Below are 23,639 nucleotides of genomic sequence, written 5' to 3'. Positions count from 1 at the left end.
CTGCTGATACGTTACCTGAGAAGCCTGTCCTCTACCGATACCTCCTCAAAGAAAAACGGCCGTCGCTTCCGATCACTGCGCCAATGATCTCAATCGGAGGCCTGGGGTGGGTGGGGCTGGCTGGGCGCTTTAGGGCACGCCTTGTGGCAGTGTCGCGGCGGGGAGGCAAGCCTGCGGCTGTTTGAGCAACACGCTTGTTCGGGCATGCCCGAACGTTGCGAGTTCCGCAGGCGCCCCGCTGCGGCGCTGACGCAAGGTCTGCCCCGGCGTTAGCCGGGGTCGTGACCGTCGAGCCCAGCCAGCCCCACCCACCCCGGGCCGTCTTTAGAACGAAAACTGTGCCAATCTCGATACAAGCCGGCAAGCCGCCAAGAAGCGTCTGGATACAAGCACCGAAAAGCGCCCCGCCTCACTCAATTCCGCACAGCGAACCACCGTTTCGAAATATTTGACCCGGGTGTTTGCATCATGACAGAATCAATCCACCGTATCCCACTGCCCCAACCTAGAGGCGCAGGCACGGCAGGAGACTCTGACCATGATGCAGGAAACCAGTGTCGTCGTTGACGACGACAATTCTGATCGCCAATTCGTCAATGCCTTGGCGCGCGGTCTGGAGATTCTGCGTTGTTTCCAGCCGGGTAAGGCCTACCTGACCAACGCCGAGCTATCCCGGGAAACCGGCTTTCCCAAGCCCACGGTGTCGCGTCTTACTTACACGCTGTGCAAGCTGGGCTACCTCGAATTTTCCGAACACCTGGGCAAGTACTTGCTCGCTCCAGGCGTACTGGGCCTGGGCTATTCGATGCTCGCCAATCTCGATGTCCGCAATCTTGCCCGTCCCGCCATGCAAGAACTGGCCGAATACTCCCGTGTCTCGGTCGCCATCGGCGTGCGCGATCGCTTAAGCATGATCTATGTCGAGACCTGCCGCAGCAGTGCGCGCGTGACCTTGCGGCTGGATGTCGGATCGCGCATACCGATCGCCACCACCTCCATGGGCAAGGCTCTTATCTGCGGCATGCCGCAAGCCGAGCGTGACGTCCTCATGGACGAGATCCGGGACGCGGACCCAGAGAATTGGCCGCGCATCAAGGCCGACCTGGAAAAGGCACAAGACGATTACGAGCGCCTGGGATTCTGCATCGCGCTGGGCGAATGGCAGCCCGAGATCCGGGCGGTGGGCGTGCCGCTGCTGGGCGTGCGCGGCGAAAAGCAAATGGCGTTTAATTGCGGTGGGCCGGCGTATCTGCTGGCCCGCGACAAGCTCGAAACTGACCTGGGCCCCCGCCTGGTCGAGCTGGTAAGAAACGTGGAAAAAAACATGGGCGGCTGATCGGTTGCCCAACGAAAGGACGAAGATGATACGAGATCAGGAAACGCTCACGATGTTGCTGGACAGTGTGTCCCGCTTTGTGCGCGAGCAGTTGATTCCCCTGGAAGATGAAGTTGCCGAAACCGACCAGGTGCCGGATCGCGTGGTGGCGCAGATGCGCGAGCTGGGGCTTTTTGGCCTGGCCATTCCGGAAGCGTACGGGGGGCTGGAGCTGACAATGGAAGAGGAAGTGCTTTTTGCATTCGCCATTGCCAAGACCTCGCCCGCCTTTCGCTCGCTGATCGGCACGAATAACGGGATAGGTTCACAAGGTATTGTGATCGACGGCACCGAAGCGCAAAAGCGCAAGTATTTACCCCGGCTGGCGTCGGGGGAGATTATTGGTTCGTTTGCCTTGACCGAGCCCGGTTCGGGCTCTGACGCAGCGTCGCTGCGGACGTCGGCAGTTCGCGATGGCGATCACTATGTCTTGAACGGCACCAAGCGCTTCATCACCAACGCGCCCGAGGCGTCCATCTTTACGGTCATGGCGCGTACCGATCCGCAAGCGCGCGGTGGCCATGCGATTTCGGCCTTTATTGTCGAAAAGGAAACGCCGGGCCTGTCGCTGGGCAAGATAGACAAGAAGATGGGACAGCAAGGCGCGCATACCTGCGATGTGGTGTTCGAAGATTGTCGGGTGCCGGCCGAGAACCTGATCGGCGGGCGCGAAGGGGTGGGCTTCAAGACGGCCATGAAGGTTCTGGACAAGGGGCGCCTGCATATTGCCGCTGTCAGCGTGGGGGTTGCCGAGCGCATGTTGGACGACGCCTTGCGTTATGCGATGGAGCGCCAGCAGTTCGGACAACCCATCGCCGAGTTCCAGTTAATACAGGCGATGTTGGCCGATAGCAAGGCAGAAATCTACGCGGCGCGCTGCATGGTGCTTGATGCGGCCCAGCGGCGCGATGCCGGGCAGGACGTATCGACCGAAGCCTCGTGCTGCAAGCTTTTTGCAACCGAGATGTGCGGACGGGTGGCCGACCGCGCCGTGCAGATCCATGGTGGGGCGGGCTATGTGTCCGACTATGCGATCGAGCGCTTCTATCGCGATGTGCGCCTGTTCCGCATCTACGAAGGCACGACGCAGATCCAGCAATTGGTGATTGCGCGCAACATGATCAAGGAGGCGGGCGGCTGATGTCTGCGCCTACCGATATTGTTCTGGATCGCTTGCCGGCACGCTTAAGCGGCATAGTCGAGCATTGGGCGCAAGACGCGCCGCAGGCCGTGGCCTTGAGCCAGGATGGCGTGACGCTCAGCTACAGCCAGTTGAACGAGGCGTCCAGGCAGGCGGCGCTATGGCTGCGCGACTACGGTGTACGCCCTGGCGATCGGCTGATGGTGGTCGCCGAAAACTGCATCGCTCAGCTTGTGTTGCTGTTCGCTGCGGCCCGTATGGACGCCTGGTTGGTCAACGTCAATGCACGGCTGTCGGCTCGCGAAGTGGATGCCATCGCGCAGCATAGTCAGCCCAGGGTGGTGTTGTATACCGGGCATATTTCGGCGGAGGCCATGGCCCATGCCGAGCGCGGTGGCGCCGAGCTGCACGAGGTGGCCGGGGCCGGCTTGGTGCAAGTGGGACCCTTGCACACCGATTGCGAGCCGGAGCCGGTGCACGCCTCGGGCAATGAGCAGGTCGCGGCGCTGATCTACACGACCGGCACAACCGGGCAGCCCAAAGGCGTGATGCTGACGCACCGCAACCTGCTGTTCATTGCCGCGACCTCCAGCCACGTGCGTGGCCTGACGCCTGCCGATCGCGCTTACGGCGTACTGCCCGTTACCCATGTGTTCGGGTTGGCATCGGTGGCGCTGGGCACGCTTTACGCCGGTGCCACGCTGTATCTGGCCGCGCGCTATTCGCCGTCTGCCGTGGTGCGCGCCATCCAGCATGACGAGCTCACCATCTTGCAGGGCGTGCCCGCGATGTATGCGCGGCTGCTTGAATACGATTATGGCGACTGGGATCCCTCGAATTCAAGCCTGCGCTTCATCTATGCCGGTGGGTCGCCGCTGGATCCCACCCTCAAGCACGAGACGGAACGGCTGTTCGGGCGCACCCTGCACAACGGCTACGGCATGACCGAAACCTCGCCCACCATCAGCCAGACGCGTATCGATGCGCCGCGCACCGATACGTCGGTGGGATCTGTCATCCCGGGTATCGAAATACGTATCGTGGATGATCAAGGTGTGACGGTGCAACGGGGCGAGCCCGGAGAGCTCTGGGTGCGTGGCCCTAATGTCATGAAGGGCTATTACCACGATGACAAGCTGACGGCGCTAACGGTGAACCCCGAGGGTTGGCTGAATACCGGCGACATCGTGCGCCAGGAAGCGGATGGCGCGCTGTTCCTGATAGGGCGCAGCAAAGAACTCATCATCCGGTCCGGCTTCAACGTGTATCCCATAGAAGTGGAGGCGGCGCTCAATGCGCATCCTGCCGTGGTGCAGTCCGCCGTGGTGGGCCGCGACGGCACGGACGGCAATGAAGAAGTGATCGCTTTCGTCGAACTGGATCCCGCACAGGACGCACCGGCGGCGCAGGCCTTGCACGAGTGGCTGCACCCTCGCTTGTCGCCGTACAAGCGGCCATCGCAGATTGTCATCATGCAGGCCATGCCGGCCGCGGCTACCGGGAAGATTCTGAAGGGCCAGCTCAAGCAGTTGGCACAGCAGTTGCGCAAAGAAGCGCTCCATCCGGAGCCTTAATAAAACCAGGAGGAAGAGACAATGAACAAGCTATGCAAACACGTGCGATGGGCGGCGTTGGCGCTGTCGGTCTATAGTGCCGGAGCGTACGCAGAAGAATTTTTGGTTGGCGAACAAGAGCCTTTGACCGGCGCGCTGGCTCGGGTGGGTACGGGCATGCATGAAGGTATTGCTGTGGCGGTCGAGGTGTTCAACCAGACCAACGGCAAGCACACCATCAAGGTCTTGACTGAAGACGACGAATCTTCGCCAGCCAAAGCCATCGCGGCGGTGGAGAAGCTGGCTTCCCAAGGCGTCGTAGCCTTTACGGGCGGGTATGGATCGAACAACATCGGCCCGGCTTCCGATGCGGCCAACAAGCTGGGCCTGCCCTACATTACGTCGGGCGGCGTAGACAATGGCCTGGTGCAGCGCGGCTACAAGACTTTCTTTCGCATCAACAACACGGCGGGCTACCAGAAAGCCATGGTCGGTGTGTTGGGCGACATGAAGGTCGATTCAGCCTCCATCATCTACTCCACCAAGGAAGCAACCGCCCATCTGGCGCAGGACGTACAGAAGGACTTGACCGCCAAAGGCCTCAAGGTGGGCATGCATCCCTTTGACCCGGGCATCTCTGATTTCAAGCCCGTTGTAAACAAGGTGCGTCTGATCGATAAGTCCGATGTCATCCTGATGGTCGGCTACGAGAACGACTACGTCGGCATACTGCGTGCCGCCAACGTATTGAAGCCTGACGTCAATGCCATGATAGGTGTGTGGTCGTTGGCAACGCCCAAGATGGCCGCTGACTTTCCCGATCTGATGCCCAAGGTGTATGGCACGGCTTTGCTGCCTTATCCCACCAAGTTCAACACTGACGAAGGCAAGGCCTTTTACGACGCCTACAAGAAGCTCTACAACAAGGATCCCGACTACCTGGGCCAGTTCGGTTATGTGCAGTCCATGCTGTTGTTCGAAGCCATTGCGCGGGCTGCCGACAAGGGCACGGTGAAGCAGGGCGGCATTGCCGAAGAACTCGCCAAGACTGACCGCAATACCCTGATAGGCCGCGTGCAGTTCACGGAAGGCGATAACCTGAATTTCGAACATCGCATGGGGCAGCACCAGGGCGACCGTATCGAGATCGTTTGGCCCGTCGATACCGCAACCGCCCCGATGCAGTATCCCGGCGTACCCTGGAAATAGGCAGCGGCGCCACCCATGACAGAACTTATCCTGCAGGCCTTGTATTCCGGCGTGCTTCAGGGCGGCTCGTATGCCCTGATCGCGCTGGGCCTGGCACTGGTCTTCGGCACCATGAAGATCATCAACCTGGCGCATGGCGAGCTGGTCCTGCTGGCGGCCTACATTGCTTATACCGTAGAGTCCGCCAGTGGGCTCAGCCCGATATTCGCCATCCCCGTCGCGCTGATCATTGTGTGCATGACAGCGGTGATCATGTATTTTCTTGTGAGTCTGATCAAGACCGACAGGGAATTGAACTCACTTATCCTGACCTACGGCATCGGCGTTATCCTGACCAACGCCATCCTGCTGATCTGGTCCGCCGAGATCAAATCGACCTCGTCGGCCTGGATGCAGGACGCTGTCGTGGTTGGGCCGCTGTACAGCATGCGGAGCGAACCGCTGTTCTTTATCATCAGCGTTCTGTTGATGGGTGGCATGTGGTGGTGGCTGTCGCGCAGCTGGTATGGGCGCGCGGTGCGGGCCGTAGCCGGCAATCGGGATGCTGCCCGCTTGATGGGCATCGACCCCCGACGCACTGAAATCGTGTCCTTCGTAATCGCCGGCATCCTGGCAAGTTTTGCAGGTGTGGCCATCTTCAGCTATGGCGTTATCCAGCCCTCGCTGGGTCATGTGCTGACCATCAAGGCCTTCATCATTACCGTATTGGCCGGCATAGGCTCCATACCGGGCGTGCTGGTGGGGGCGCTATTACTGGGCGTGGCAGAGGCGCTGACCATCACCTTGGCCAGTTCCGCCTTGCAGGAACTGGTCGGCATGGTGCTGTTTCTGCTGGTGTTGTTTGTATTGCCCAACGGCCTGTTCGGCGCGGCAGGGAGACGAGGATGAAGACTGGAATCATTGCGCTGCTGGTTCTTGCGCTGGCCTATATTGCCGTGCCCTTGCTGCTGGGCCAGAACAACTATGTCATGAGCCTGATCATTGCTTCGCTGATCATAGGCGGCATCGCGCTGGCCTGGGCATTGCTGGGCAACCTGGGCGGCATGGTCAGTTTTGGGCATTCCGCATTCTTTGGCGTGGGCGCCTATGTATCGGCTCTGCTGACCATAGAAGCGGGCGTACCGGTGATGTGGGGTTTGTTGCTGGGCGGCGTGGGCGCGGTGGTGGCTTCGGCTGTCATGCTTCCGGTGCTGCGATTGCGCGGGCCTTATTTTGCGCTCGCCATCCTGGCCTACGCCCATATCTTCAAGATCGTCGCTATTGAATGGTCGTCCGTAACGGGCGGATCAGGTGGCTTGTCTCGCATTCCCGCCTTTCCGACCGTGTTCGGCTTCGACCTGGCCGGCAAGGTGGGCAGCTACCTGATCGTGCTGACCTTGCTGGTGCTGTTCGTGCTGGCCTACCGTGCCATAAGGGGCAGTTACTACGGCATCGCCCTGCGGGCCATGCATGACAGCGAGGACGCCACCCGTGTGGTCGGCGTCAATAGCACGCTGTTGAAGGCCATGATGTTGTTCGTATCGGCTTTCATGACCGGCGTAATCGGCGCCTTCAATGTGCATTACATCAGCTTCCTGGAGCCGGACTACGCCTTCAATGGCGTATGGGTCACCTTGCCCATTATTGCGGCAATCTTCGGCGGCTATCGCACCTTGCTTGGCCCCATCGCAGGCGCGTTGACCGTCTACCTGGTCGATCAACTGATATTCAAGAACCTGATCTCGTCGGGGCACCAGCTTATTCTGGGGGCGCTACTGGTCGGGATGATTATTTTTAGTCCGCGCGGCCTGTTGCCGCTGCTGGCCACCGGCTTCAGGAGAAAACATGCTGCAACTTGAAGCTCTGACGGTGCGCTTTGGCGGTCTGACGGCAGTCGATGGCGTTACGCTTACCGCCAACCGCGATGAAGTGCTGGGCCTGGTGGGGCCCAATGGCGCCGGCAAGACGACTTTGTTCAACGCCGTGTCGGGGCTGGTGCAACCCTCGTCCGGACGTATCCATTTTGACAATGCCAGCCTGTTGAATACGCCGCTGCATCGGCGTGCTCGCATGGGCATAGGGCGGACCTTCCAGGTTCCGCAACCTCTGCACGAACTGACCGTGCGTGAAAACCTGCTGGTGGCCCAGCGTTTTGGCACCGGCAAGGTCAACGAGGCTCGCATCGCCGAAGTGCTGGAATTTACCAATCTGGCCTCACGTGCGGACCGCAATGCCGCAACCGAACTGGCGTTGACGGAGCTGAAGGCGCTGGAGATCGCCAAGGCCCTGTGCACCGACCCCAAGCTCTTGTTGCTGGATGAGGTGTTGGCGGGGCTGGAAACAGCCGGCAAGCGCCGCTTCATGACCATGCTGCAGGAACTGCACAAGAAATTCTCGGTGGGCATTTTGATTATCGAGCACGACATCGAGACCATCAGCCGCCTGTGCGATCGGGTGGCTGCTTTGGATTTCGGCCGGCTGATTTCTTTGGGTACACCCGACGAGGTCTTCAACGATCCGGAAGTGGTGCGCAGCTATACTGGAGCCCAGTCATGATAGAAGTTCAAGGCTTGCGCGCTGGTTACGGCGCCATCAATATTTTATGGGACGTGTCCATCTCGGTACGGCCGGGCGAACTCACTACTATCATCGGGCCTAACGGGGCCGGCAAGACGACGCTGCTGCGCGCCATTATGGGCCTGCTGCCCGTCAGCCAGGGCACCATCCAACTGAATGACAAGCCGCTTAGCGGCATACCCACCTGGAAGATGCCTGACCTGGGCGTCGTGATGATCCCTGAAGGACGCATGGTTTTCAAAGACATGACAATTGAAGAGAACCTGATGCTCGGCGCCTTTACGCCCAAGCATCGGGCGGGCTCGCGCCGGCAATGCGACAAGGCGTACGACATGTTCCCGCGCCTGCGAGAGCGCCGCAATCAGCGGGCCGGCACGCTATCGGGTGGCGAGGCCCAGATGCTGGCCATGGGTCGCGGCCTGATGGCCGACCCGCAGGTACTGATCATTGACGAGCCTTCACTGGGCCTGGCCCCCGTAGTCGTGAACGAATTGTTCCAGACGCTGGGGCGGCTGAAGGCCGAAGGCCGCACGATTATTCTGGTCGAGCAAAGTACCCATCGGGCGGTGGGCGTGGCCGATCATGTGTACCTGATGCAAGGCGGCAAGGTGGTTTTGTCGCAGCGTGCTGCCGAAGTCGATATGGAACAACTGCACGAACTGTATTTTGCGCACTGACAATCTCAAGGTAGCCGTCATCGGCGGTGGACCGGCCGGCCTGATGGCAGCCGAAGTCCTGGCAACGGCTGGTGTCCATGTGGATCTTTACGACGCCATGCCATCGGTAGGGCGCAAGTTTCTGCTGGCTGGCCGCGGCGGTCTGAACCTTACTCATAGCGAGCCGGCCGCCGCCTTCCTGGCACGCTATGGCGATCGATCCGAGCAGCTGGCGCCTTGGTTGCGCGAGTTCGATGCGGCGGCCTTACGGCTATGGGCCCAGGAACTTGGAGTGGAAACCTTTGTCGGTTCCTCCGGTCGCGTGTTCCCTGAAGAGATGAAGGCAGCGCCCCTGCTGCGACGCTGGCTGCAGCGCTTGCGTAGCCAGGGCGTGGACGTGCATGCGCGCCATCGCTGGACCGGCTGGGATGAGAAAGGCGGTTTGCTGATCCAGACGCCCGACGGACCGCTTAGGCAATCGGCTGACGCGGTGGTACTGGCCTTGGGCGGCGCCAGCTGGCCGCGTCTCGGGTCGGACGGAGCATGGTTTCAGATACTGTCTGACAAAGGGGTGAGGCTGCGGCCGCTGCAGGCGTCCAATGGCGGCTTTCTGGTTTCCTGGACCGAACATTTTGCCTCGCGCCACGCCGGCGAGCCGCTTAAGTCCATCGCCATGGCGCCCTCCGGCGACCACAGCATGCGTCGCGGCGAGATCATGGCGACCGCCGACGGGCTGGAGGGCGGTCTTATCTACGCGTGGTCGTCCGTGCTTCGCAAGCAGTTGCAGGAGCAGGGCGAGGCATGGATACACATCGACTTATTGCCAGACCGCGACCTTCAGTTCATTAGCAAACAGGTGGCATGGCCGCGCGGGGCGCGGTCCTGGTCCAGCCATCTGGGCAGCCGGCTGGGGCTACGCGGCATCAAGCTGGCATTGCTGCGCGAGCATCTGTCACCCGAACAATTCAATGATTTCGATAGCCTGGCGGCGACGATCAAGCGGTTGCCATTGCGCCTTACCGGCATGCGCCCGATAGAAGAAGCAATCAGCACTGCCGGCGGCGTGGCTTTCGAAAGCCTGAACGATGCGCTGATGCTCAAGGCCATGCCTGGCGTTTTCTGCAGCGGCGAAATGTTGGACTGGGACGCGCCCACTGGCGGCTACCTATTGACCGCCTGCTTCGCTAGCGGGCGAGTGGCGGCGCAGGGCGTGCTGCGATGGCTAGATATTAAATGAAAGGATGCCGTTGGCATCGACGATGGCGGCCGCGATTTGCTCTACGGTAACGCGCCGCGCCATGGCTTGTTCGCGCATGACCTGGTAGGCGTCATCTTCCGATATGTTTCTTGCCGCCATCAGTATGCTTTTGGCTTCGGCCACTTTCCGCACACCCGAGAGCTTGGCTTCCAGGCGTTGATTTTGCCTGGCGAGCGTGCGCAAACTATTGTTGACCCTGCGTGCGACGACCAGGGTGGCCAGCAAGCCGAAGGCCTTGATCGGTGAAGCGATCACGCTTTCGGCACCCACCTTCAGCACGGCTTCGATGACCGTGGGGTTCTCGTAGGTCACTACCGCTATCACGGTCGGAGACGCGGAATTTTGCGATGACGTCCAGTCGGGAAGAACCATGTTGGGCCGTACCGCTAAAAAAACGACCTCTATTCCTTCGGGAAGCACTGGGAAGGGCGGCCAGAACGCCTGGGCGTGGCAGCCTATGCGGCGCAACTGCAGGACCAATTCCTTCCCGTCCTGATCTGCTGGATGGAAAACCGCGACTCGCAAGGTCCGCAAATCGCGCATGAGTTCTGCCGTAATCAGTTTGGCATCTCGTGCTGTCGTGGTCATGGCTTCTCACTCCAGAGCGCTCAAGCCCATGGTCCAGTCTCCCAGGGAATGCGTGACCAGGTAAGGATCGGGATGAACGGCTCGGACTGCTTGCCGCACTATGGTGAATTGACCCTCCTGGTTGAGGATTCCGATGCGAGGATACAGGCAAGTATGATGATTGGATGGATCAATGCGTATACGCCCTTGCGGGGCCTCGAACTCTGCGCCCAGCAGGAAGGGCATGATGGCGTCGATGGCATCGCTGCCCGATAGACGCATGGCATTGGCAAATAGATGCACCTGGAAATACGCAGCTTCCCAGCCCGCGTTGGGCACCACATCATTCCCGAAGCGACGACGAAAATTCGACAGGCTTCGATGGTTTACGGGCGATTCTATGGATTGGAAGTAGGGGGCCGAGGTGACATGCCCTGTCGCGACATCGAATCCCATTTGCGCGACCTCGGCCTCCAGCGTCGTGAGGCTGGCTATCGGCATCTCGCGCGGCTGCAGGCCTGCTTCTGCGTAGCTTTTATATAGATACTGCGTAGAGTTGCCCACCACCGTGGAAAAAATGAAGTCGGGCTGCTTATCCTTGATATCTGCGATGATGTCTTTGAAGTCCGCCATGCCGGCATTTAAAGGCACATAGCGTTCGCCGACTTTCACGCCGCCCGGGCGCTGCAGTACGAGGTCGGTCATGATGCGATTCGATTCGAACGGATAGATGTAATCGGACCCCACCATGTAAACCCGGGCACCGTAGTTCGAGGTCATGAATTCGGCTAATTGCACGCTGTTCTGGTTGGGCGCGGCACCGGTATAGATAATGTTGCTCGAGCACTCGAACCCCTCGTACAGCGTGGGATAAAAGAGCAGACGGTTCCATTTTTCAATGACTGGCAGGACGGACTTTCGGGTGCTGGATTTATAGCAACCAAAAACGATATTGATATTGTCCTGCAGTACTAGTTTCTCGGCCAATACACGATACAGGCCTGGGGATGACGCAGGATCGTAGCGTACCGGTACGATCTCGCGGCCATTGATGCCACCTGCCTCGTTGATTTCTTCGATGGCGAACAGCGTGCCCATTAACTGAGATGTTTCGATGGTCGAAATATCTCCCGTTTCTGAAAAAAGCACCCCTACCCGTACTGGATCGCATTCGGACAATTCTTCACCTTTCAATGGTTGAAAAGCGGCCTGCGATGCAAGCGCTTGCTAGTTCTGCTGGAGAGCTAATGGCCGACTTGCCATGGTCGAGAGGACGTCTGTCTTGCTTGCTGGTGTCCGTGATTATGATGGGATTCATGATGCCTGTCATGTTTGTCATGATGGTGATGGCCACAGCCCGCATGCGCGGCCGCTACCCGGGGTTCGTGAGCATTGCGTTCGTTCAGGCCGTGGGCGATGCGTTTGTTTCCCGGCATAAGATTCAGCTGCACCGCAGTCAACATGCGCGGGGCCGCAGCTTGGCATTGTGGGCAGGTGGCCGGAAGTTCGAATTGCGCCATGGGTCGGTGTTGTTCGAAGGGGCCGCAGGTCTTGCAGAGGTAAGCGTAAAGAGGCATTTAAGTGTCCTTTGGTTCTTGGAACGAGAAGGGGGCCGCCGAAGGCAGCCCCTTTGAATCAGCTATGCATCAGGTTTCATAGGCCAGGTCGCTCTTGGGCACATGCTTGGTCGGCCCCTTGGCGTTGGGACGGATGTCGAAATCGAAGATCCTGGTCGGGATCTGCACTGCTACGCAGGCGTTGGGAATATCGACAATGCTGCTTACGTGGCCTTCCACGGGCGCGCAACTCAGTATGGTGTAGACCTGCTCGCCGGTATAGCCGAAGTTCTTCAGATAATTGACCGCGTGCATGCAAGCCTGCTGATAAGCCAGATTCACATCCAAGTAGCGCTGGTTGCCATGATCGTCGACCGAAATGCCTTCGAACACCAGGAAGTCCGAATAGTTCGGATCCACGGGGCCAGGCTCGAACATCGCCTGTTTGATTCCGTATTTATTGCAACCATCCTTGATAAGATCGACGTGCATGTCCATCCATCCGGCCATCTCGATGGCGCCGCAGAAAGTGATCTCGCCGTCGCCCTGCGAGAAATGCAGGTCGCCCACCACCAAGCCCCCATCCTTCACATAGACCGGCAGGTAAACACGGCTACCGCGGCAAAGATTCTTGATGTCGCAGTTGCCGCCGTGCTCGCGCGGAGGCACGGTGCGTGCGCCTTCCTTGGCTGCCGCTGCGAGCTCGGCGCCTTTCAGGCTGCCCAATATGACGTCTTGCGGGTTAGGTGGCAAGGCCAGCGGCGGGACGCGATTCGGGTCAGTGGCGATCAGTTCCGCTTCCCGGCGGTTCCACTCGGTTAGAAGCTCTCGAGACGGCAGGCAGCCGATGATGCCCGGATGAGTCAGGCCGGCGAAGCGCAGGTTGGGTATGTGCCGAGATGTAGCGTAGATGCCGTTGAAGTCCCAGACCGCTTTCGCGGTATTAGGGAAATAGTCAGTCAGGAAACCACCGAACTTTTCCTTGCTGAAAATGCCGGTGTAGCCCCATTCCGAATCCTCGAATGGACCGATATCCAGTATGTCGACCACCAACAGGTCGCCCGGCTCGGCGCCGCGGACGCCTACAGGGCCTGATAGATGGTGGCACGGCGCCAGATTGACGTCGCGAATGTCGTTCGCGCTATCGTTATTTTCGATTTGCCCACCGGTCCAGTCGAAACATTCGACACGGAACGATTCGCCAGGATTGACGTACGCCGCCATTGGAATGTCGCAGTGCCAGCGGTTGATGATTACCGGATCCGGCTGTTCTGTCGGCAACTTTGTCCGGTCGATGCTAATTACCTTCTTCATGGTTACTTTCTCCTAAGATACGCTGCCACGAGGCGGCACTGTAAAAGTGAAAACAAGCGGGGTATTGCCACGGCAAGCGGACACGCCTTACACGGTAAGGAAAGCGCGTATTTCTTCGACATCTACAGCGTCTTTATGCCGTTCGTGCACAATCTCGCCGCGATCGATGACTAGAAAGCGATCAGCCACCTCCAGGGCGAAACTAAGGACCTGCTCAGAAACCAGAATGGAAAAATTTCGTTCCAGACGCAGGGCGGTAAGGCTACGGGCGAGCTCTTTAATGATGGACGGCTGTATGCCTTCGGTCGGCTCGTCCAGTATCAATACCTTGGGATTGGAGACTAGCGCCCGGGCTATCGCCAACATCTGCTGCTGGCCGCCGGACAGATTGCCGCCTTTGCGATGCTCCATCTCTTTGAGCACGGGAAAGAACCGGTATATGTACTCTGGCACCACTTTGCTCGAGCTGTGTTCCATTCCGGTCAGAATATTTTCGGTAACCGTCAGCAGGGGAAAGATCATGCGCCCTTGAGGCACGAAGGCCAGGCCGGCCTTGACGCGCTCGTAACTCGGGCGTTGCTGCAGCTGTTTGCCATCAAGCGATATGGTGCCGCTGCGCGATGGGAGCATGCCAATAATGGACTTGAGCAGTGTGGTCTTGCCCATGCCGTTGCGACCCATGATGGCCACGGCTTCGCCTGCCTGCAGAACAAGCGAGGCGTCACGGATGGTATGGCTTTCACCGTAGTAGACATTAAGATCTTTTACGTCGAGCATAGTGGTCTCATGCCCCCAAATACACTTCGATGACGCGCTCGTTGCGTTGCACCTGTTCGATGCTGCCGGCGCACAGCAGGGCTCCTTGATGCATGACCGTGACTTTCCTGGCGATCTGCTTCACGAACTCCATGTCGTGCTCGATGACGATCAGCGACTTTCCATGCGAAATCTGGTTAAGCAACACAGCGGTTTGCTCGCGCTCGCGCGGACTCATCCCCGCAACTGGCTCGTCCAGCAGCAGAAGTTCAGGATCCTGGATAAGCAGCATGCCGATTTCCAACCACTGTTTCTGGCCATGGCTAAGCTTGCCGGCCTTGGTGTCCAATTCGTCGAAAAGAAAAATCTGGTTGGCGATCTCGGTAATCCGGTCGCGCACCGGGCGAGTTCGCCTGAAAAACAAAGAACCCCATACTCCGCGGCCGCGTGGGAAGGAAATCTCGAGGTTCTCCAATACGGACAGATCCTCGTAAGTCGATGGCGTCTGAAACTTTCGTGCCACCCCCAGGCGGACAATTTGATATTCGGCTGCCTTGGTGAGATCCGTGCCGCCAAACATTACGCGGCCCGCGCTCGGCTTGGTTCTACCGCAAATGATGTCGAGCAGCGTGGTCTTGCCCGCACCATTGGGGCCGATGATGACGTGCAGCTCGTTATGGTCGATGGAAAGGCTCAGGTCTTTGACAGCCTGGAAGCCATCAAAAGAGACGGTGAGATTCTCTACTGAAAGAATGGTGTTTTCCATATTGTTTGCCGGTGTGGGCCTGGAGTCGCTGTGGATGTCCGAGGTCAAGGTTGCGCTCATCATTTTGCAAGCCTCCGTACTGGGCGGTAGCGTTCCAGTAGTTGGCCTGCTACGCCTGAAAGTCCGTTGGGCATCACGAGGACGACCAAGATGAAGACCATTCCGAGAAAGAACAGCCAGCTCTCGGGGAACGTTTCTGATAGATAGGAGCGCGAATAGCCAATAAGCAGCGCACCGACGACTGCGCCGGGAACGGAAAGCCTGCCCCCTACGGCGGCATAGATCACCATTTCGACCGATGCCATAACGCCCACCACCGATGGCGCAATCAAACCCACCTGCAGCGTGTACATGGCTCCGCCTATCGAGGCGAAAACGGCCGCTATTGTGAAGATGCACGCCTTCATCATGGCAGTGTCATAGCCGGAGAATCGCACGCGATCTTCTTTGTCGCGTATGGCGATCAACACTTTTCCATAGCGCGTTCGCACGATCAGGCTAGCCAGCAACATGACGACGAAAAGAAAGCCCAGTTGTATGAAGTACAACCATGTCTTGGACTCATCTTCGAGGATGTCCATGCCCAGCAATGTGCTGAAGTTGGTGATGCCGTTAAAGCCACCGGTATCGCCTTGCTGACCGACGATAAGCACGGACATGGTCAAGGCGAGCGACAAGGTCACAATGGCGAAGTAGACACCGCTGACGCGTTTTTTGAAGATGGCATACGAGAAGCCGAACGCCAGCACTGCGGGGATAATAAAAATGGCCAGCACGGTATTGGTGAAGCTTTGAAATGGTATCCACCATGTGGGCAAGGTTTCGACGCTGCTCCACACCATGAAGTCGGGCAGTTCGGGTGCCGAGGCCTCCAGCTTCAGGAACATGGCCATCAAGTAGCCCCCAATGCCGAAGAACACGCCCTGGCCAAGACTAAGAATGCCGCCATAGCCCCACATCAGAACGATGCCTATCGCTACAAAGGCCAAGGCCAGATATTTACTGACCAGGTTCAAACGATAGGGATCAAGCCATAAAGGCAGGATCACGACCAGCAACACGCCCAGGGCAAGATAGGCAAGCAGCTCGGATTTTTTATTTAATGTGTCCATGACTACGCCCTTACCTTCGACGAGAAGAGCCCCTGCGGCCGGAAGTACAGCGCCACGATCACACACAGCAGTATGGTGACTTTTGCCATCGTGCCGCTCATGAGGTATTCAAGCGTAGTTTGTGACTGTGCAATGGTGAACGCAGACAGCGCTGTACCCATCAGGCTGGCAACTCCACCGAACACCACCACAATGAATGAGTCGACGATATAAAGCTGGCCGGTGCCCGGATTGGTCGATCCGATCATGGTGAAGACGCTGCCCGCAATCCCGGCCAGACCGGAGCCCAATGCAAAGGTCAGCGCATCGACATTTTTCGTGTTGATTCCAACGGCCGCGCTCATGGGGCGGTTCTGCATGACAGCTCGAACTTTCAAACCCCAGCGACTCTTGTACAGCAGGAGGTAAACCCCCAGGGCCACCAGAATGGTCAGTCCAATGATAAAGATGCGAGTGAGCGGCAACTGTATGTCGGCGGTCGGTTCCCAGGCGCCTGTCAACCAGGAGGCGAGGGGAACACTGACCTCTTGCGCGCCGAAGACGCTGCGATAAAGCTGCTGCAGCAAGAGGCTTAATCCCCAGGTGGCCAATAAAGTGTCGAGGGGACGGTTATAGAAGAATCTGATGAAGCTGCGTTCCAGCAGATAGCCGAAAGCGAACGTCACGGCGAATGCGGCGAAAATGGCGACAAATATATATCCGCCCATCAGCGACGGAATGTACCGATCCAGGCCTATGGTCACCAGGTAGGTCACATACGCGCCCATCGCCATCAGCTCGCCGTGAGCCATGTTGATCACGCCCATCAAGCCGAACACAATAGCCAGACCCAAAGCCATGAGTAGCAATATGGTGAACAAGCTCAGTCCACCAAAGATCTGCATGATGATGATATTTAGGCTCATTGCTGCTCCTCGCCTCGTGCGTTTTCAACTTGGCGGTCCTGCCGGTCGAGGGAAAGGCCCCTCCTGCCTGGACGGGCTTGCGCTCGTCCAGGCCAGGCATGACTGCTGGCGTAGTTTCGTTTACAGCTTGGGGAAGGGGTTGGGCGGAACCAGATCCGGTGTTTCGTGCACGATGTCGAACTGACCATCTGCGCGCGCCCGACCGATGCGTACCCGCTTCCAGACGTGGTGGTTCTTCTCGTCGAAACGCACCTCACCTTCGGGCGCGTCGATGCTTAGTCCTGCACTGGCGGCAATGACGTCATCCGGCGCGAAGGAGTTCGCCTTTTCCACGCCCTTTTTCCATAGGTAGACGGAGTTATAGGCGCATTCCATCGGGTCGCCGACGACCCGATCCTCACCGTATCGTGCCTTGAGCGCCTTGATAAACTTGGCGTTAACTGGGTTGTCCAGAGACTGGAAATAGCCCATGCAGGCATAGAAGCCCACCGCGTTATCCTTGCCGATACCGTCGATCTCGTTTTCGGATACCACGGTGGACAGCAGCGTAATCTTGGATCCGTCCAGCCCGGCAGCCCTCAGCTGTTTGTAGAACGCCACATTGCTGCCGCCAACTACGGTGCTGTAGATGCAGTCCGGGTTGGCAGCCTTGATCTTGTTGATGATCGAGGAGAACTCGGTATGGCCCAGCGGCGCGTACTCTTCACCAACCACCGTGCCGCCGAGGCTGGCGATGGTGGGCTTGGCAATCTTGTTGCACGTTACCGGGTAAATATAGTCGGACCCCACCAGGAAGAATTTCTTGCCTTTTTCCTTGGCCATCCACGTGACCGCAGCGATTACTGACTGGGTCGCCTCCTGAGAGGTGTACATGCAGCGTTTGTCCTGCTCCTGACCCTCGTAGTAGGTGGGATAGTAAAGCAGTCCCTTGGCTTGGTTGACCGCCGGCAGAACTGCCTTGCGCAGCGCCGAGGAATAACAGCCGATAATCGCCACCACGTTATCGCGACGCAGCAGGATCTGGGCTTTTTCCGCGAAGACGGGACTTTCGCTGGCGCCATCTTCGATGAAAGGAACGATCTTGCGGCCCAATACGCCGCCTGCTGCATTTATTTCGTCGATTGCGAGTTTTTCAGCATCGACCATCGCTGCTTCCGCGATGGCAAAGGTACCGGTCAAGGAATGGAGCAGGCCCAGCCGAACTTCATTGGCTGTCACTCCCTTGAGTTCTTTGGAAAGGGATAGCCCCGGAAAGGCCGTGGCTGCGGCAAGCGAGCCGCCCACTTGCATAAAGCGACGCCGTGTCAAATGATTCATTGTTGTTCACCTGTTATGTAAGTTCAAAAAGACATCCATCAGCAGCAACACAACTTCATCGACAAACACAGCCGGGTTCATGGCACTAGCGCTATACGTACGTACTTTGCCCAGCCCGAGCTACATATTCCCAATGCTGATAAGCATCGAGATCACGCCAAACGATAAAAAAAAACGCCTCACCCGGACAATAAATGTCCGGGTGAGGCGTTTTTGCCTTGCACCTAGCTGGCAACATTGGCGGCTGGTGCGAAATTTTGGTGTGTGTAGTTAGCTCGTTAAGTGAACTCTATCGGGCTGAAAAAGCCTTGTCAATCGCTTTTGACGGCTTTGCGGGTTTACCATAAGAGGCCTAGGCCGACAGGCTGATGACCGCCTGCTTCGCTATTGAGCCAGTGGCGGCGCAGGGCGTGCTGCAATGGTTTCGGCGTTCTTGAATGCCAGCGCGATCTCTGCCCGCAAGCCTTCGTCATCCCAGGGTTTGGTCAAGAACTTGTAGATTGCGCCGTGATTGATGGCGTCCGTCACGGTCTTCAGATCCGTGTAGCCCGAGAGCACCAGCCTGACGGTTTCGGGGTAGATCTCTTTCACGCGGCTGAAGAACTCGGTGCCCGTCATGGTCGGCATGCGTTGGTCCGATACCAGCACTTGGATATCGTTTTTGGCCAACAGCGAAAACGCCTCTTGCGGGGTGGTTGCGGTCAGGATGCGATAGCCATCCCGGCGCAGCAGGCGCTTTAGCGCGCGCAAGATGTTCTCTTCGTCATCCAGCAGCAACAGGCATCGCCCGTCGCCCGATTCGCCTTGCGCGCCGGGCAGCGCCTGAGCGATTTCGCGTTGCTGCAGCCAGGGCAGCAGGTCGCCCAGAGGTATGGGCCGTGCAAACAGGAAGCCCTGGAATTGGTCGCACAGATTGCGTTTCAGGAACCAGTACTGGCCTTCTGTTTCCACGCCCTCGGCGATGACTGTCAAGTCCAGATGATGAGCCAGGCTGATGATGGCGCGCGTGATGGCGGCATCGTGCTGGTCGCTGATTACATCCTTGATGAAAGACTGATCGATCTTGACCTTTTCAATCGGCAAGCTTTTCAGATAACTGAGGCTGGAGTACCCGGTGCCAAAGTCGTCGATCGAGGCCTTGACGCCCAATGCCCGTAGCTCGTTAAGCTTTTTGATGGTGCTGGCGGTGTGCTCCAGCAATACGCCTTCGGTTAGCTCGACCTCCAGGCAGTCGCCGGTCAGCTCATGGTGTTCAAGCACCGCCTTGATGTCCCGCACGAAATCCTTGCGCTGAAAGAAGACAGGTGAAATATTTACCATCACGGGAAACCGACCCACATTACGGGCCTTAAGCAGCTTGATGTCTCGGCAGGCCTGGTCCAGCACCCAGGCGGTCAAGGGAATGATCTGCCCAGTCTGCTCCGCCAGGCCGATAAAGGCCGCGGGCGGTATGGGGCCGCGCACGGGATGCATCCAGCGCAGCAGGGCTTCCACGCCGACAACGCGGCCGCTATGCCCCTCCAGCAAGGGCTGATAATGCAACGTCAGTCTATGGGTGTCCAGCGCTTGCTGCAGATCACTGCGCAGGTCCAGGCGTTCGATCACCGACACACTTAGCTCGGCCGAATACTCATGCCAGGTATTGCGTCCGTCACGCTTGGCGCAGGCCGTCGCCAGATCGGCTTGGCGTATCAGTTCCATGGGATCGCTGATGGCCCCGCGTTTTGTCGTGATGCCGGCGCTTGCTGTCAAGCGCAGCCTGGCCGCGCCGATGCGATAGGGTTTGGCGATGGTGGAGATCAGGCCGCCGGTGATACGGACCACCTCGTCCGAGCTGACCGCACTTAGAACGATGACGAACTCGTCGCCTTCCAGTCGGCAAATAAAAGCATCGTCTCCTGCGCGATCCGCAATGCGCCCGGCGACTTCCTGAAGCACCTGGTCGCCCACGTTATGGCCCATGGAATCGTTGATCAGCTTGATGCCATCCAGGTTGACCAGCACCACCCACAAGGATGCCTCGCCCTGCGAGGTGCGGGCACAGAGCCGTTGCAGTTCGGCTTCCAGGCTTTTCTTGTTGGGCAACCCCGTCAGCGCGTCATGGAACGAGGCGTGGCGTAGCACGCGGGCGCGTTCGGCCAGGATCGCGGCCGTTCCCAGCGTCCTGGCCATGATGATCGTAAACGCCAGGCAAACCAACAACACCAGTTCGCCCAACGCATCCGTAAATGCCAACAGATCGGTCATGCCGCTGCCTGCCGAAGCGCTCAGGGCGTGGCGATAGATGTCGGTCAAGGCGTACCACATCAGTACTGAGGCCAGCGTGCCCACCAGGCCAAAAAACATGACCTGCCTGTGCACCAGAGGCGAGCCAGGCATGCTGCCGTGGCTGGATCCCGCCACGGCAGCACCCGCCAGCACGCCGATGATCAGGGCCAGGTCCGCCATGAACAGGGATTGCCCGGCAAGCTGCACGAACCCCGGCGGAAAGCGCTGCACGACGGCCACCACGATGGAAGCCAAGGCAAGCACCATGGCCACTTTGCGCCAGCTTGAAGCGCGGCCGGCCATGAGCAGGGCCAGGGCCAGCAGGAACAGCTGCAAGCTGCACATGACATCCAGCCGCATTGGCGTGTCCAGCGGCAAGGTATCGGCGTGCGGCGCCATCCCGTTCATGCCGGCCAGCATGAGCAGGCCAGTGATCCCCAGCGCCACCGCCGCCAGCGTCCGCGACACGGATGGTTTGGCGGCAGACAGCAGCATGGCTGCACCGCAAAGCGCCAGCAGCGCTGCGCAGCTTGGGGCAATAAATGCGTCGGTGCCAACCAGATATGGATAGAGCAATCCGACCGCGCCCGTCCACATCAGCGTGGCGGCTGCGGTATAGAACAGAGATTGTTTGGAATTGTATTGCGGATGGCTGCCAATGACGTCTGGTCGGGGATCCTGCGGCGGCAAAGCGGGTGTTGTGGCGGTGGCGCCAGACGTCATGATAGTTCTTCCGGATCGGGGCGCCGGACGAAGACTGCATAGGAAGAGGCTTCAATCTCTTGCAGGTCGCGCAGCTTTTCAATAAGTCGTTCGGTCAGGACAGTGCCACTTTTAAGCAGCAGCGTGCCGCTATTGGCATGCAGGTCTTTGCCGGTGACCATGCCTGGCTCCAGCGCCAATACGCTGAACTCCTGAACGATGTATGAATGTGGCTCGGCCTGAGTGGCCATAATCTGGACCATCGCGATAAAACGCTCGCAAAGCGCGGGATCGTAAATGCGGCCGGCCAGCTTTTGCATCCCGCTCTGGACGTCCTCGGACGATGCGGGACGACGAACCACCAGGCCCATCTGCATCTCTACATAGTCGACCGCCAGCCGCAGGATCCGCGAGCCCAGCGGGATGGCTGGGCCGGAAAGGCCGTCCGGAAAACCGGCGCCATCCCAGCGCTCTTGATGGTGCCGGATAATGACGGCGGCGTTGCCTGCCGGCTCCAGCGCCATCAGCAGGCTTTCTCCCAATCCGGGGTAGCGCTCATAGTGATCGCGTTGCTCGCGATCCATGGCTTCGACAGGCATGGCGATAAGCGTGTCGTTCCACGAGAGCTTGCCGATGTTGTACAGGGCGGCTGCCATGGAAAGATCGTCGGTAAGCTCCGGTGGTGCCTTCTTGAATCTGCAGAAGGCGGTTACCAGCGCAAGGACTTCGCGATTCGGCTGCCGATTGGCGGGCAGCCGCTGATTGATCACGGACGAGAACACCTCGGTAGCGGTCACAAAGCTGCGGTGCAAACGGGCATGGGCCACGGTAAGCTGTTCGGCGGTACGCGCCAGTTCGGCGGTGCGTTCCTGCACCCTGGCTTCCAGCGTGGCATTGGTCTGTTGCAGTTCGGTGTTGCGTTCATGCGTTAGTTGCTGAAGCCGCTGCTGATCGCGTTTCATCTGCCGGTAAGCCAGGGCGTCATCGATCGCCTGGCAAAGTTCGCGCTCGTCCCATGGCTTGCTGATATAGCGGTAGATTCTGCCGTTGTTGATGGCCTCTATGGTGGCACCCAGGTCGGGCTGTCCAGTCAGCAGGACACGCATGGTATCGGGCCATCCACGCTGCGCTTCGGCCAGCAGGGTAGGGCCGTCCATGCCGGGCATGCGGTTGTCGGAAATGATCAGGTCTATAGTCTGGCTGGCCAGTATCCGGAGTGCAGCAGCGCCGTCCTGAACGGCGATGATGTCGTACGGCTTCAGGCGCAAGGCACGCTTCAGGCTGCTGATGACTGCCGGCTCATCGTCCACGAGCAAGATGGTAGCTTTGGTCATCCTGCGGTCTCCAGAGGGACAGCCGTCGCGCTTTGTGTTTGCGGAAGCCACAGTCGAATGCGGGTGCCCCGGCCCGGCTCGCTGTCAACTTCCGCCGAGCCGCCGTGGTGCTCCAGTATGCTTAGTGATACGGAAAGGCCCAGCCCGGTTCCCTGGCCCACGGCCTTGGTGGTGAAGAAGGGCTCGAAAATCCGGCTGGCTACCGACCGCTCCATGCCCTGGCCCGTGTCGTCCACTTCCAGCCACACCCATGGCGCCTCATGCCCGGTACGTATTGTGATCACGCCAAAGTTGTCAATGGCCTGGGCGGCATTGACCAATAAATTCATGAGCACCTGGCTGATTTGGGAAGCGTTGCATTCGACGTCCGGAATGTCGCCATACACCTTCACCACTTCCGCCTTGTACTTGACCTCGTTGGCGATGACTTTCAGGGTGGTCTCTATGCATCGGTGCAGATCCACCGGCCGGTATCCGGGTTCTTCGGGATGAGAGAAATCTTTCAGGGCGCCTATGATCTTCTTGACTCGATCTATGCCTTCTTCCGATTCGCGGATCAGGGACTCGACATCGCTGCGTATGTATTCGTACTCGGGACAGTTCCGTAGCTGACGGAACTCGTCCAGGCTTTTCACGGTGTCGACCGCATCAATCAAATTGAGCATCTCGCGTACATAGCTGGCCAGCGTACGCAGGTTAGAGAATATATAGCCTATGGGGTTGTTGATCTCATGGGCGATGCCTGCAGCCAATTGGCCTATGCCGGCAAGCTTCTCCACTTCAAGCAGATGATCGTCTTTATGCTCCAGCTTCAGAAGCAAAAGCTGCTGCTCCACCTGCAGGCGGAGCAGCCGGTTGATGGCTGACCCGAAACTACGATGAAAGGCCTCGGCATCCCGGGCATCATAAAAAAGCGCGGCGTACGAAAGCTCGTCATCGATGTCGGTAAACGGAAAGCAGACCATGCATTCGATGGCCCCGCTGGGTGTAGGAATCTGGATAAGGCCTTTGGCCGGGAGGCCGTTGTCGACAGCCCCGCGGCCGTGGGGGCCTGAAGGCAGCGCGTCAAGCAAGCATGCCTGCAGCGCTGCCGCGCAAGCTGGAAAGGCCAGTGCAAGGCTGGCCCCCAATGCCTGCCCTGCCGTCACACCGGTCCATTGCGCCATGCGGGCGTTCATGTAGCGAATGACCATGCCCCTGTCCACGATGACCAGGCCAGCGTTCGTGTCGTTATCCAGCGTATCTATTATCTTTTTCATCGATGGCTGAGGGGCTCTACATAACCGACGATTCT

Annotated in this window: 21 protein-coding genes; 9 read left to right on the top strand and 12 right to left on the bottom strand. The window is 58.8% G+C overall.

What is annotated here, in order from left to right:
• Positions 1 to 538: 538 nt before the first annotated feature.
• Genes CKA81_RS12155 through CKA81_RS12115 form a run of 9 tightly spaced genes read left to right on the top strand, consistent with a single transcriptional unit; the run spans position 539 to position 9,727 of the window.
• Positions 539 to 1,336, top strand: a complete 798-nt coding sequence (locus CKA81_RS12155) for an IclR family transcriptional regulator (RefSeq protein WP_128355496.1) — start codon at positions 539 to 541, stop codon at positions 1,334 to 1,336.
• Between the two features lie 25 nt (positions 1,337 to 1,361).
• On the top strand, positions 1,362 to 2,516 hold the full coding sequence (locus tag CKA81_RS12150) for an acyl-CoA dehydrogenase family protein (RefSeq protein WP_128355495.1): 1,155 nt from the start codon (positions 1,362 to 1,364) through the stop codon (positions 2,514 to 2,516).
• Entirely contained in the window at positions 2,516 to 4,090 is a 1,575-nt protein-coding gene (locus CKA81_RS12145; RefSeq protein ID WP_128355494.1) for a class I adenylate-forming enzyme family protein, read from the top strand. Before CKA81_RS12150 ends, CKA81_RS12145 begins: the two co-directional genes overlap by 1 nt.
• Before the next feature lie 21 nt (positions 4,091 to 4,111).
• Complete coding sequence (locus CKA81_RS12140) at positions 4,112 to 5,278, top strand: ABC transporter substrate-binding protein (protein ID WP_128355493.1); 1,167 nt, start codon at positions 4,112 to 4,114, stop codon at positions 5,276 to 5,278.
• Between the two features lie 15 nt (positions 5,279 to 5,293).
• Complete coding sequence (locus tag CKA81_RS12135; RefSeq protein WP_128355492.1) at positions 5,294 to 6,166, top strand: branched-chain amino acid ABC transporter permease; 873 nt, start codon at positions 5,294 to 5,296, stop codon at positions 6,164 to 6,166.
• Complete coding sequence (locus tag CKA81_RS12130) at positions 6,163 to 7,116, top strand: branched-chain amino acid ABC transporter permease (RefSeq protein ID WP_128355491.1); 954 nt, start codon at positions 6,163 to 6,165, stop codon at positions 7,114 to 7,116. Before CKA81_RS12135 ends, CKA81_RS12130 begins: the two co-directional genes overlap by 4 nt.
• On the top strand, positions 7,103 to 7,813 hold the full coding sequence (locus CKA81_RS12125) for an ABC transporter ATP-binding protein (protein ID WP_128355490.1): 711 nt from the start codon (positions 7,103 to 7,105) through the stop codon (positions 7,811 to 7,813). Before CKA81_RS12130 ends, CKA81_RS12125 begins: the two co-directional genes overlap by 14 nt.
• The gene (locus tag CKA81_RS12120; RefSeq protein ID WP_128355489.1) at positions 7,810 to 8,511 is read left to right on the top strand and encodes an ABC transporter ATP-binding protein; all 702 of its coding nucleotides are present in this window, start codon (positions 7,810 to 7,812) and stop codon (positions 8,509 to 8,511) included. The genes CKA81_RS12125 and CKA81_RS12120 overlap by 4 nt, the downstream gene beginning before the upstream one ends.
• A gap of 43 nt (positions 8,512 to 8,554) precedes the next feature.
• The gene (locus CKA81_RS12115; protein WP_128356774.1) at positions 8,555 to 9,727 is read left to right on the top strand and encodes a TIGR03862 family flavoprotein; all 1,173 of its coding nucleotides are present in this window, start codon (positions 8,555 to 8,557) and stop codon (positions 9,725 to 9,727) included.
• Here CKA81_RS12115 and CKA81_RS12110 read toward each other — a convergent pair.
• From CKA81_RS12110 to CKA81_RS12055, 12 genes are all read right to left on the bottom strand, one after another.
• Positions 9,713 to 10,336, bottom strand: coding sequence for an ANTAR domain-containing response regulator (locus CKA81_RS12110; protein ID WP_128355488.1), 624 nt, complete (start codon positions 10,334 to 10,336; stop codon positions 9,713 to 9,715). The two genes, CKA81_RS12115 and CKA81_RS12110, sit on opposite strands and share 15 nt — an antisense overlap.
• Before the next feature lie 6 nt (positions 10,337 to 10,342).
• Positions 10,343 to 11,494 carry a transporter substrate-binding domain-containing protein gene (locus tag CKA81_RS12105; RefSeq protein ID WP_128355487.1) on the bottom strand — a complete coding sequence of 384 codons (1,152 nt, stop codon included), beginning with the start codon at positions 11,492 to 11,494 and terminating at the stop codon, positions 10,343 to 10,345.
• Between the two features lie 65 nt (positions 11,495 to 11,559).
• Positions 11,560 to 11,892, bottom strand: coding sequence for an FmdB family zinc ribbon protein (locus CKA81_RS17570; RefSeq protein ID WP_128355486.1), 333 nt, complete (start codon positions 11,890 to 11,892; stop codon positions 11,560 to 11,562).
• Positions 11,893 to 11,961: 69 nt separating this feature from the next.
• Positions 11,962 to 13,185: a formamidase gene (fmdA, locus tag CKA81_RS12095; protein ID WP_128355485.1), complete on the bottom strand. Its 1,224-nt coding sequence runs from the start codon at positions 13,183 to 13,185 to the stop codon at positions 11,962 to 11,964.
• A gap of 87 nt (positions 13,186 to 13,272) precedes the next feature.
• Positions 13,273 to 13,962 (bottom strand): urea ABC transporter ATP-binding subunit UrtE, encoded by a 690-nt coding sequence (gene urtE / locus CKA81_RS12090; RefSeq protein ID WP_128355484.1) that lies wholly within the window; start codon positions 13,960 to 13,962, stop codon positions 13,273 to 13,275.
• Between the two features lie 7 nt (positions 13,963 to 13,969).
• On the bottom strand, positions 13,970 to 14,707 hold the full coding sequence (gene urtD, locus CKA81_RS12085) for an urea ABC transporter ATP-binding protein UrtD (RefSeq protein WP_128356772.1): 738 nt from the start codon (positions 14,705 to 14,707) through the stop codon (positions 13,970 to 13,972).
• Positions 14,708 to 14,766: 59 nt separating this feature from the next.
• Complete coding sequence (gene urtC, locus CKA81_RS12080) at positions 14,767 to 15,819, bottom strand: urea ABC transporter permease subunit UrtC (protein WP_128355483.1); 1,053 nt, start codon at positions 15,817 to 15,819, stop codon at positions 14,767 to 14,769.
• 2 nt (positions 15,820 to 15,821) lie between these two features.
• The gene (gene urtB, locus CKA81_RS12075; RefSeq protein ID WP_128355482.1) at positions 15,822 to 16,724 is read right to left on the bottom strand and encodes an urea ABC transporter permease subunit UrtB; all 903 of its coding nucleotides are present in this window, start codon (positions 16,722 to 16,724) and stop codon (positions 15,822 to 15,824) included.
• Between the two features lie 120 nt (positions 16,725 to 16,844).
• The gene (locus tag CKA81_RS12070) at positions 16,845 to 18,041 is read right to left on the bottom strand and encodes a transporter substrate-binding protein (protein ID WP_128355481.1); all 1,197 of its coding nucleotides are present in this window, start codon (positions 18,039 to 18,041) and stop codon (positions 16,845 to 16,847) included.
• Between the two features lie 384 nt (positions 18,042 to 18,425).
• Entirely contained in the window at positions 18,426 to 21,032 is a 2,607-nt protein-coding gene (locus CKA81_RS12065; RefSeq protein ID WP_128355480.1) for an EAL domain-containing protein, read from the bottom strand.
• Positions 21,029 to 22,345, bottom strand: coding sequence for an HD domain-containing phosphohydrolase (locus CKA81_RS12060; protein ID WP_128355479.1), 1,317 nt, complete (start codon positions 22,343 to 22,345; stop codon positions 21,029 to 21,031). The genes CKA81_RS12065 and CKA81_RS12060 overlap by 4 nt, the downstream gene beginning before the upstream one ends.
• Positions 22,342 to 23,604, bottom strand: a complete 1,263-nt coding sequence (locus CKA81_RS12055) for an ATP-binding protein (protein ID WP_128355478.1) — start codon at positions 23,602 to 23,604, stop codon at positions 22,342 to 22,344. The genes CKA81_RS12060 and CKA81_RS12055 overlap by 4 nt, the downstream gene beginning before the upstream one ends.
• Between the last annotated feature and the right edge of the window lie 35 nt (positions 23,605 to 23,639).

It is taken from the genome of Pollutimonas thiosulfatoxidans (genome assembly GCF_004022565.1).
Classification (GTDB): Bacteria; Pseudomonadota; Gammaproteobacteria; order Burkholderiales; family Burkholderiaceae_B; genus Pusillimonas_D; species Pusillimonas_D thiosulfatoxidans.
The sequence above is the reverse complement of the archived record's forward strand: the minus strand, read 5'-3'. Positions and strand labels throughout refer to the sequence as shown.

Excerpts from the sequence above, each read along its gene's own strand:
- CKA81_RS12155 (WP_128355496.1), top strand. The coding sequence starts at position 539 with ATGATGCAGGAAACCAGTGTCGTCGTTGACGACGACAATTCTGATCGC.
- CKA81_RS12150 (WP_128355495.1), top strand. The coding sequence starts at position 1,362 with ATGATACGAGATCAGGAAACGCTCACGATGTTGCTGGACAGTGTGTCC.
- CKA81_RS12145 (WP_128355494.1), top strand. The coding sequence starts at position 2,516 with ATGTCTGCGCCTACCGATATTGTTCTGGATCGCTTGCCGGCACGCTTA.
- CKA81_RS12140 (WP_128355493.1), top strand. The coding sequence starts at position 4,112 with ATGAACAAGCTATGCAAACACGTGCGATGGGCGGCGTTGGCGCTGTCG.
- CKA81_RS12135 (WP_128355492.1), top strand. The coding sequence starts at position 5,294 with ATGACAGAACTTATCCTGCAGGCCTTGTATTCCGGCGTGCTTCAGGGC.
- CKA81_RS12130 (WP_128355491.1), top strand. The coding sequence starts at position 6,163 with ATGAAGACTGGAATCATTGCGCTGCTGGTTCTTGCGCTGGCCTATATT.
- CKA81_RS12125 (WP_128355490.1), top strand. The coding sequence starts at position 7,103 with ATGCTGCAACTTGAAGCTCTGACGGTGCGCTTTGGCGGTCTGACGGCA.
- CKA81_RS12120 (WP_128355489.1), top strand. The coding sequence starts at position 7,810 with ATGATAGAAGTTCAAGGCTTGCGCGCTGGTTACGGCGCCATCAATATT.
- CKA81_RS12115 (WP_128356774.1), top strand. The coding sequence starts at position 8,555 with ATGGCAGCCGAAGTCCTGGCAACGGCTGGTGTCCATGTGGATCTTTAC.
- CKA81_RS12110 (WP_128355488.1), bottom strand. The coding sequence starts at position 10,336 with ATGACCACGACAGCACGAGATGCCAAACTGATTACGGCAGAACTCATG.
- CKA81_RS17570 (WP_128355486.1), bottom strand. The coding sequence starts at position 11,892 with ATGCCTCTTTACGCTTACCTCTGCAAGACCTGCGGCCCCTTCGAACAA.
- fmdA (WP_128355485.1), bottom strand. The coding sequence starts at position 13,185 with ATGAAGAAGGTAATTAGCATCGACCGGACAAAGTTGCCGACAGAACAG.
- urtE (WP_128355484.1), bottom strand. The coding sequence starts at position 13,962 with ATGCTCGACGTAAAAGATCTTAATGTCTACTACGGTGAAAGCCATACC.
- urtD (WP_128356772.1), bottom strand. The coding sequence starts at position 14,707 with ATGGAAAACACCATTCTTTCAGTAGAGAATCTCACCGTCTCTTTTGAT.
- urtC (WP_128355483.1), bottom strand. The coding sequence starts at position 15,819 with ATGGACACATTAAATAAAAAATCCGAGCTGCTTGCCTATCTTGCCCTG.
- urtB (WP_128355482.1), bottom strand. The coding sequence starts at position 16,724 with ATGAGCCTAAATATCATCATCATGCAGATCTTTGGTGGACTGAGCTTG.
- CKA81_RS12070 (WP_128355481.1), bottom strand. The coding sequence starts at position 18,041 with ATGAATCATTTGACACGGCGTCGCTTTATGCAAGTGGGCGGCTCGCTT.
- CKA81_RS12065 (WP_128355480.1), bottom strand. The coding sequence starts at position 21,032 with ATGACGTCTGGCGCCACCGCCACAACACCCGCTTTGCCGCCGCAGGAT.
- CKA81_RS12060 (WP_128355479.1), bottom strand. The coding sequence starts at position 22,345 with ATGACCAAAGCTACCATCTTGCTCGTGGACGATGAGCCGGCAGTCATC.
- CKA81_RS12055 (WP_128355478.1), bottom strand. The coding sequence starts at position 23,604 with ATGAAAAAGATAATAGATACGCTGGATAACGACACGAACGCTGGCCTG.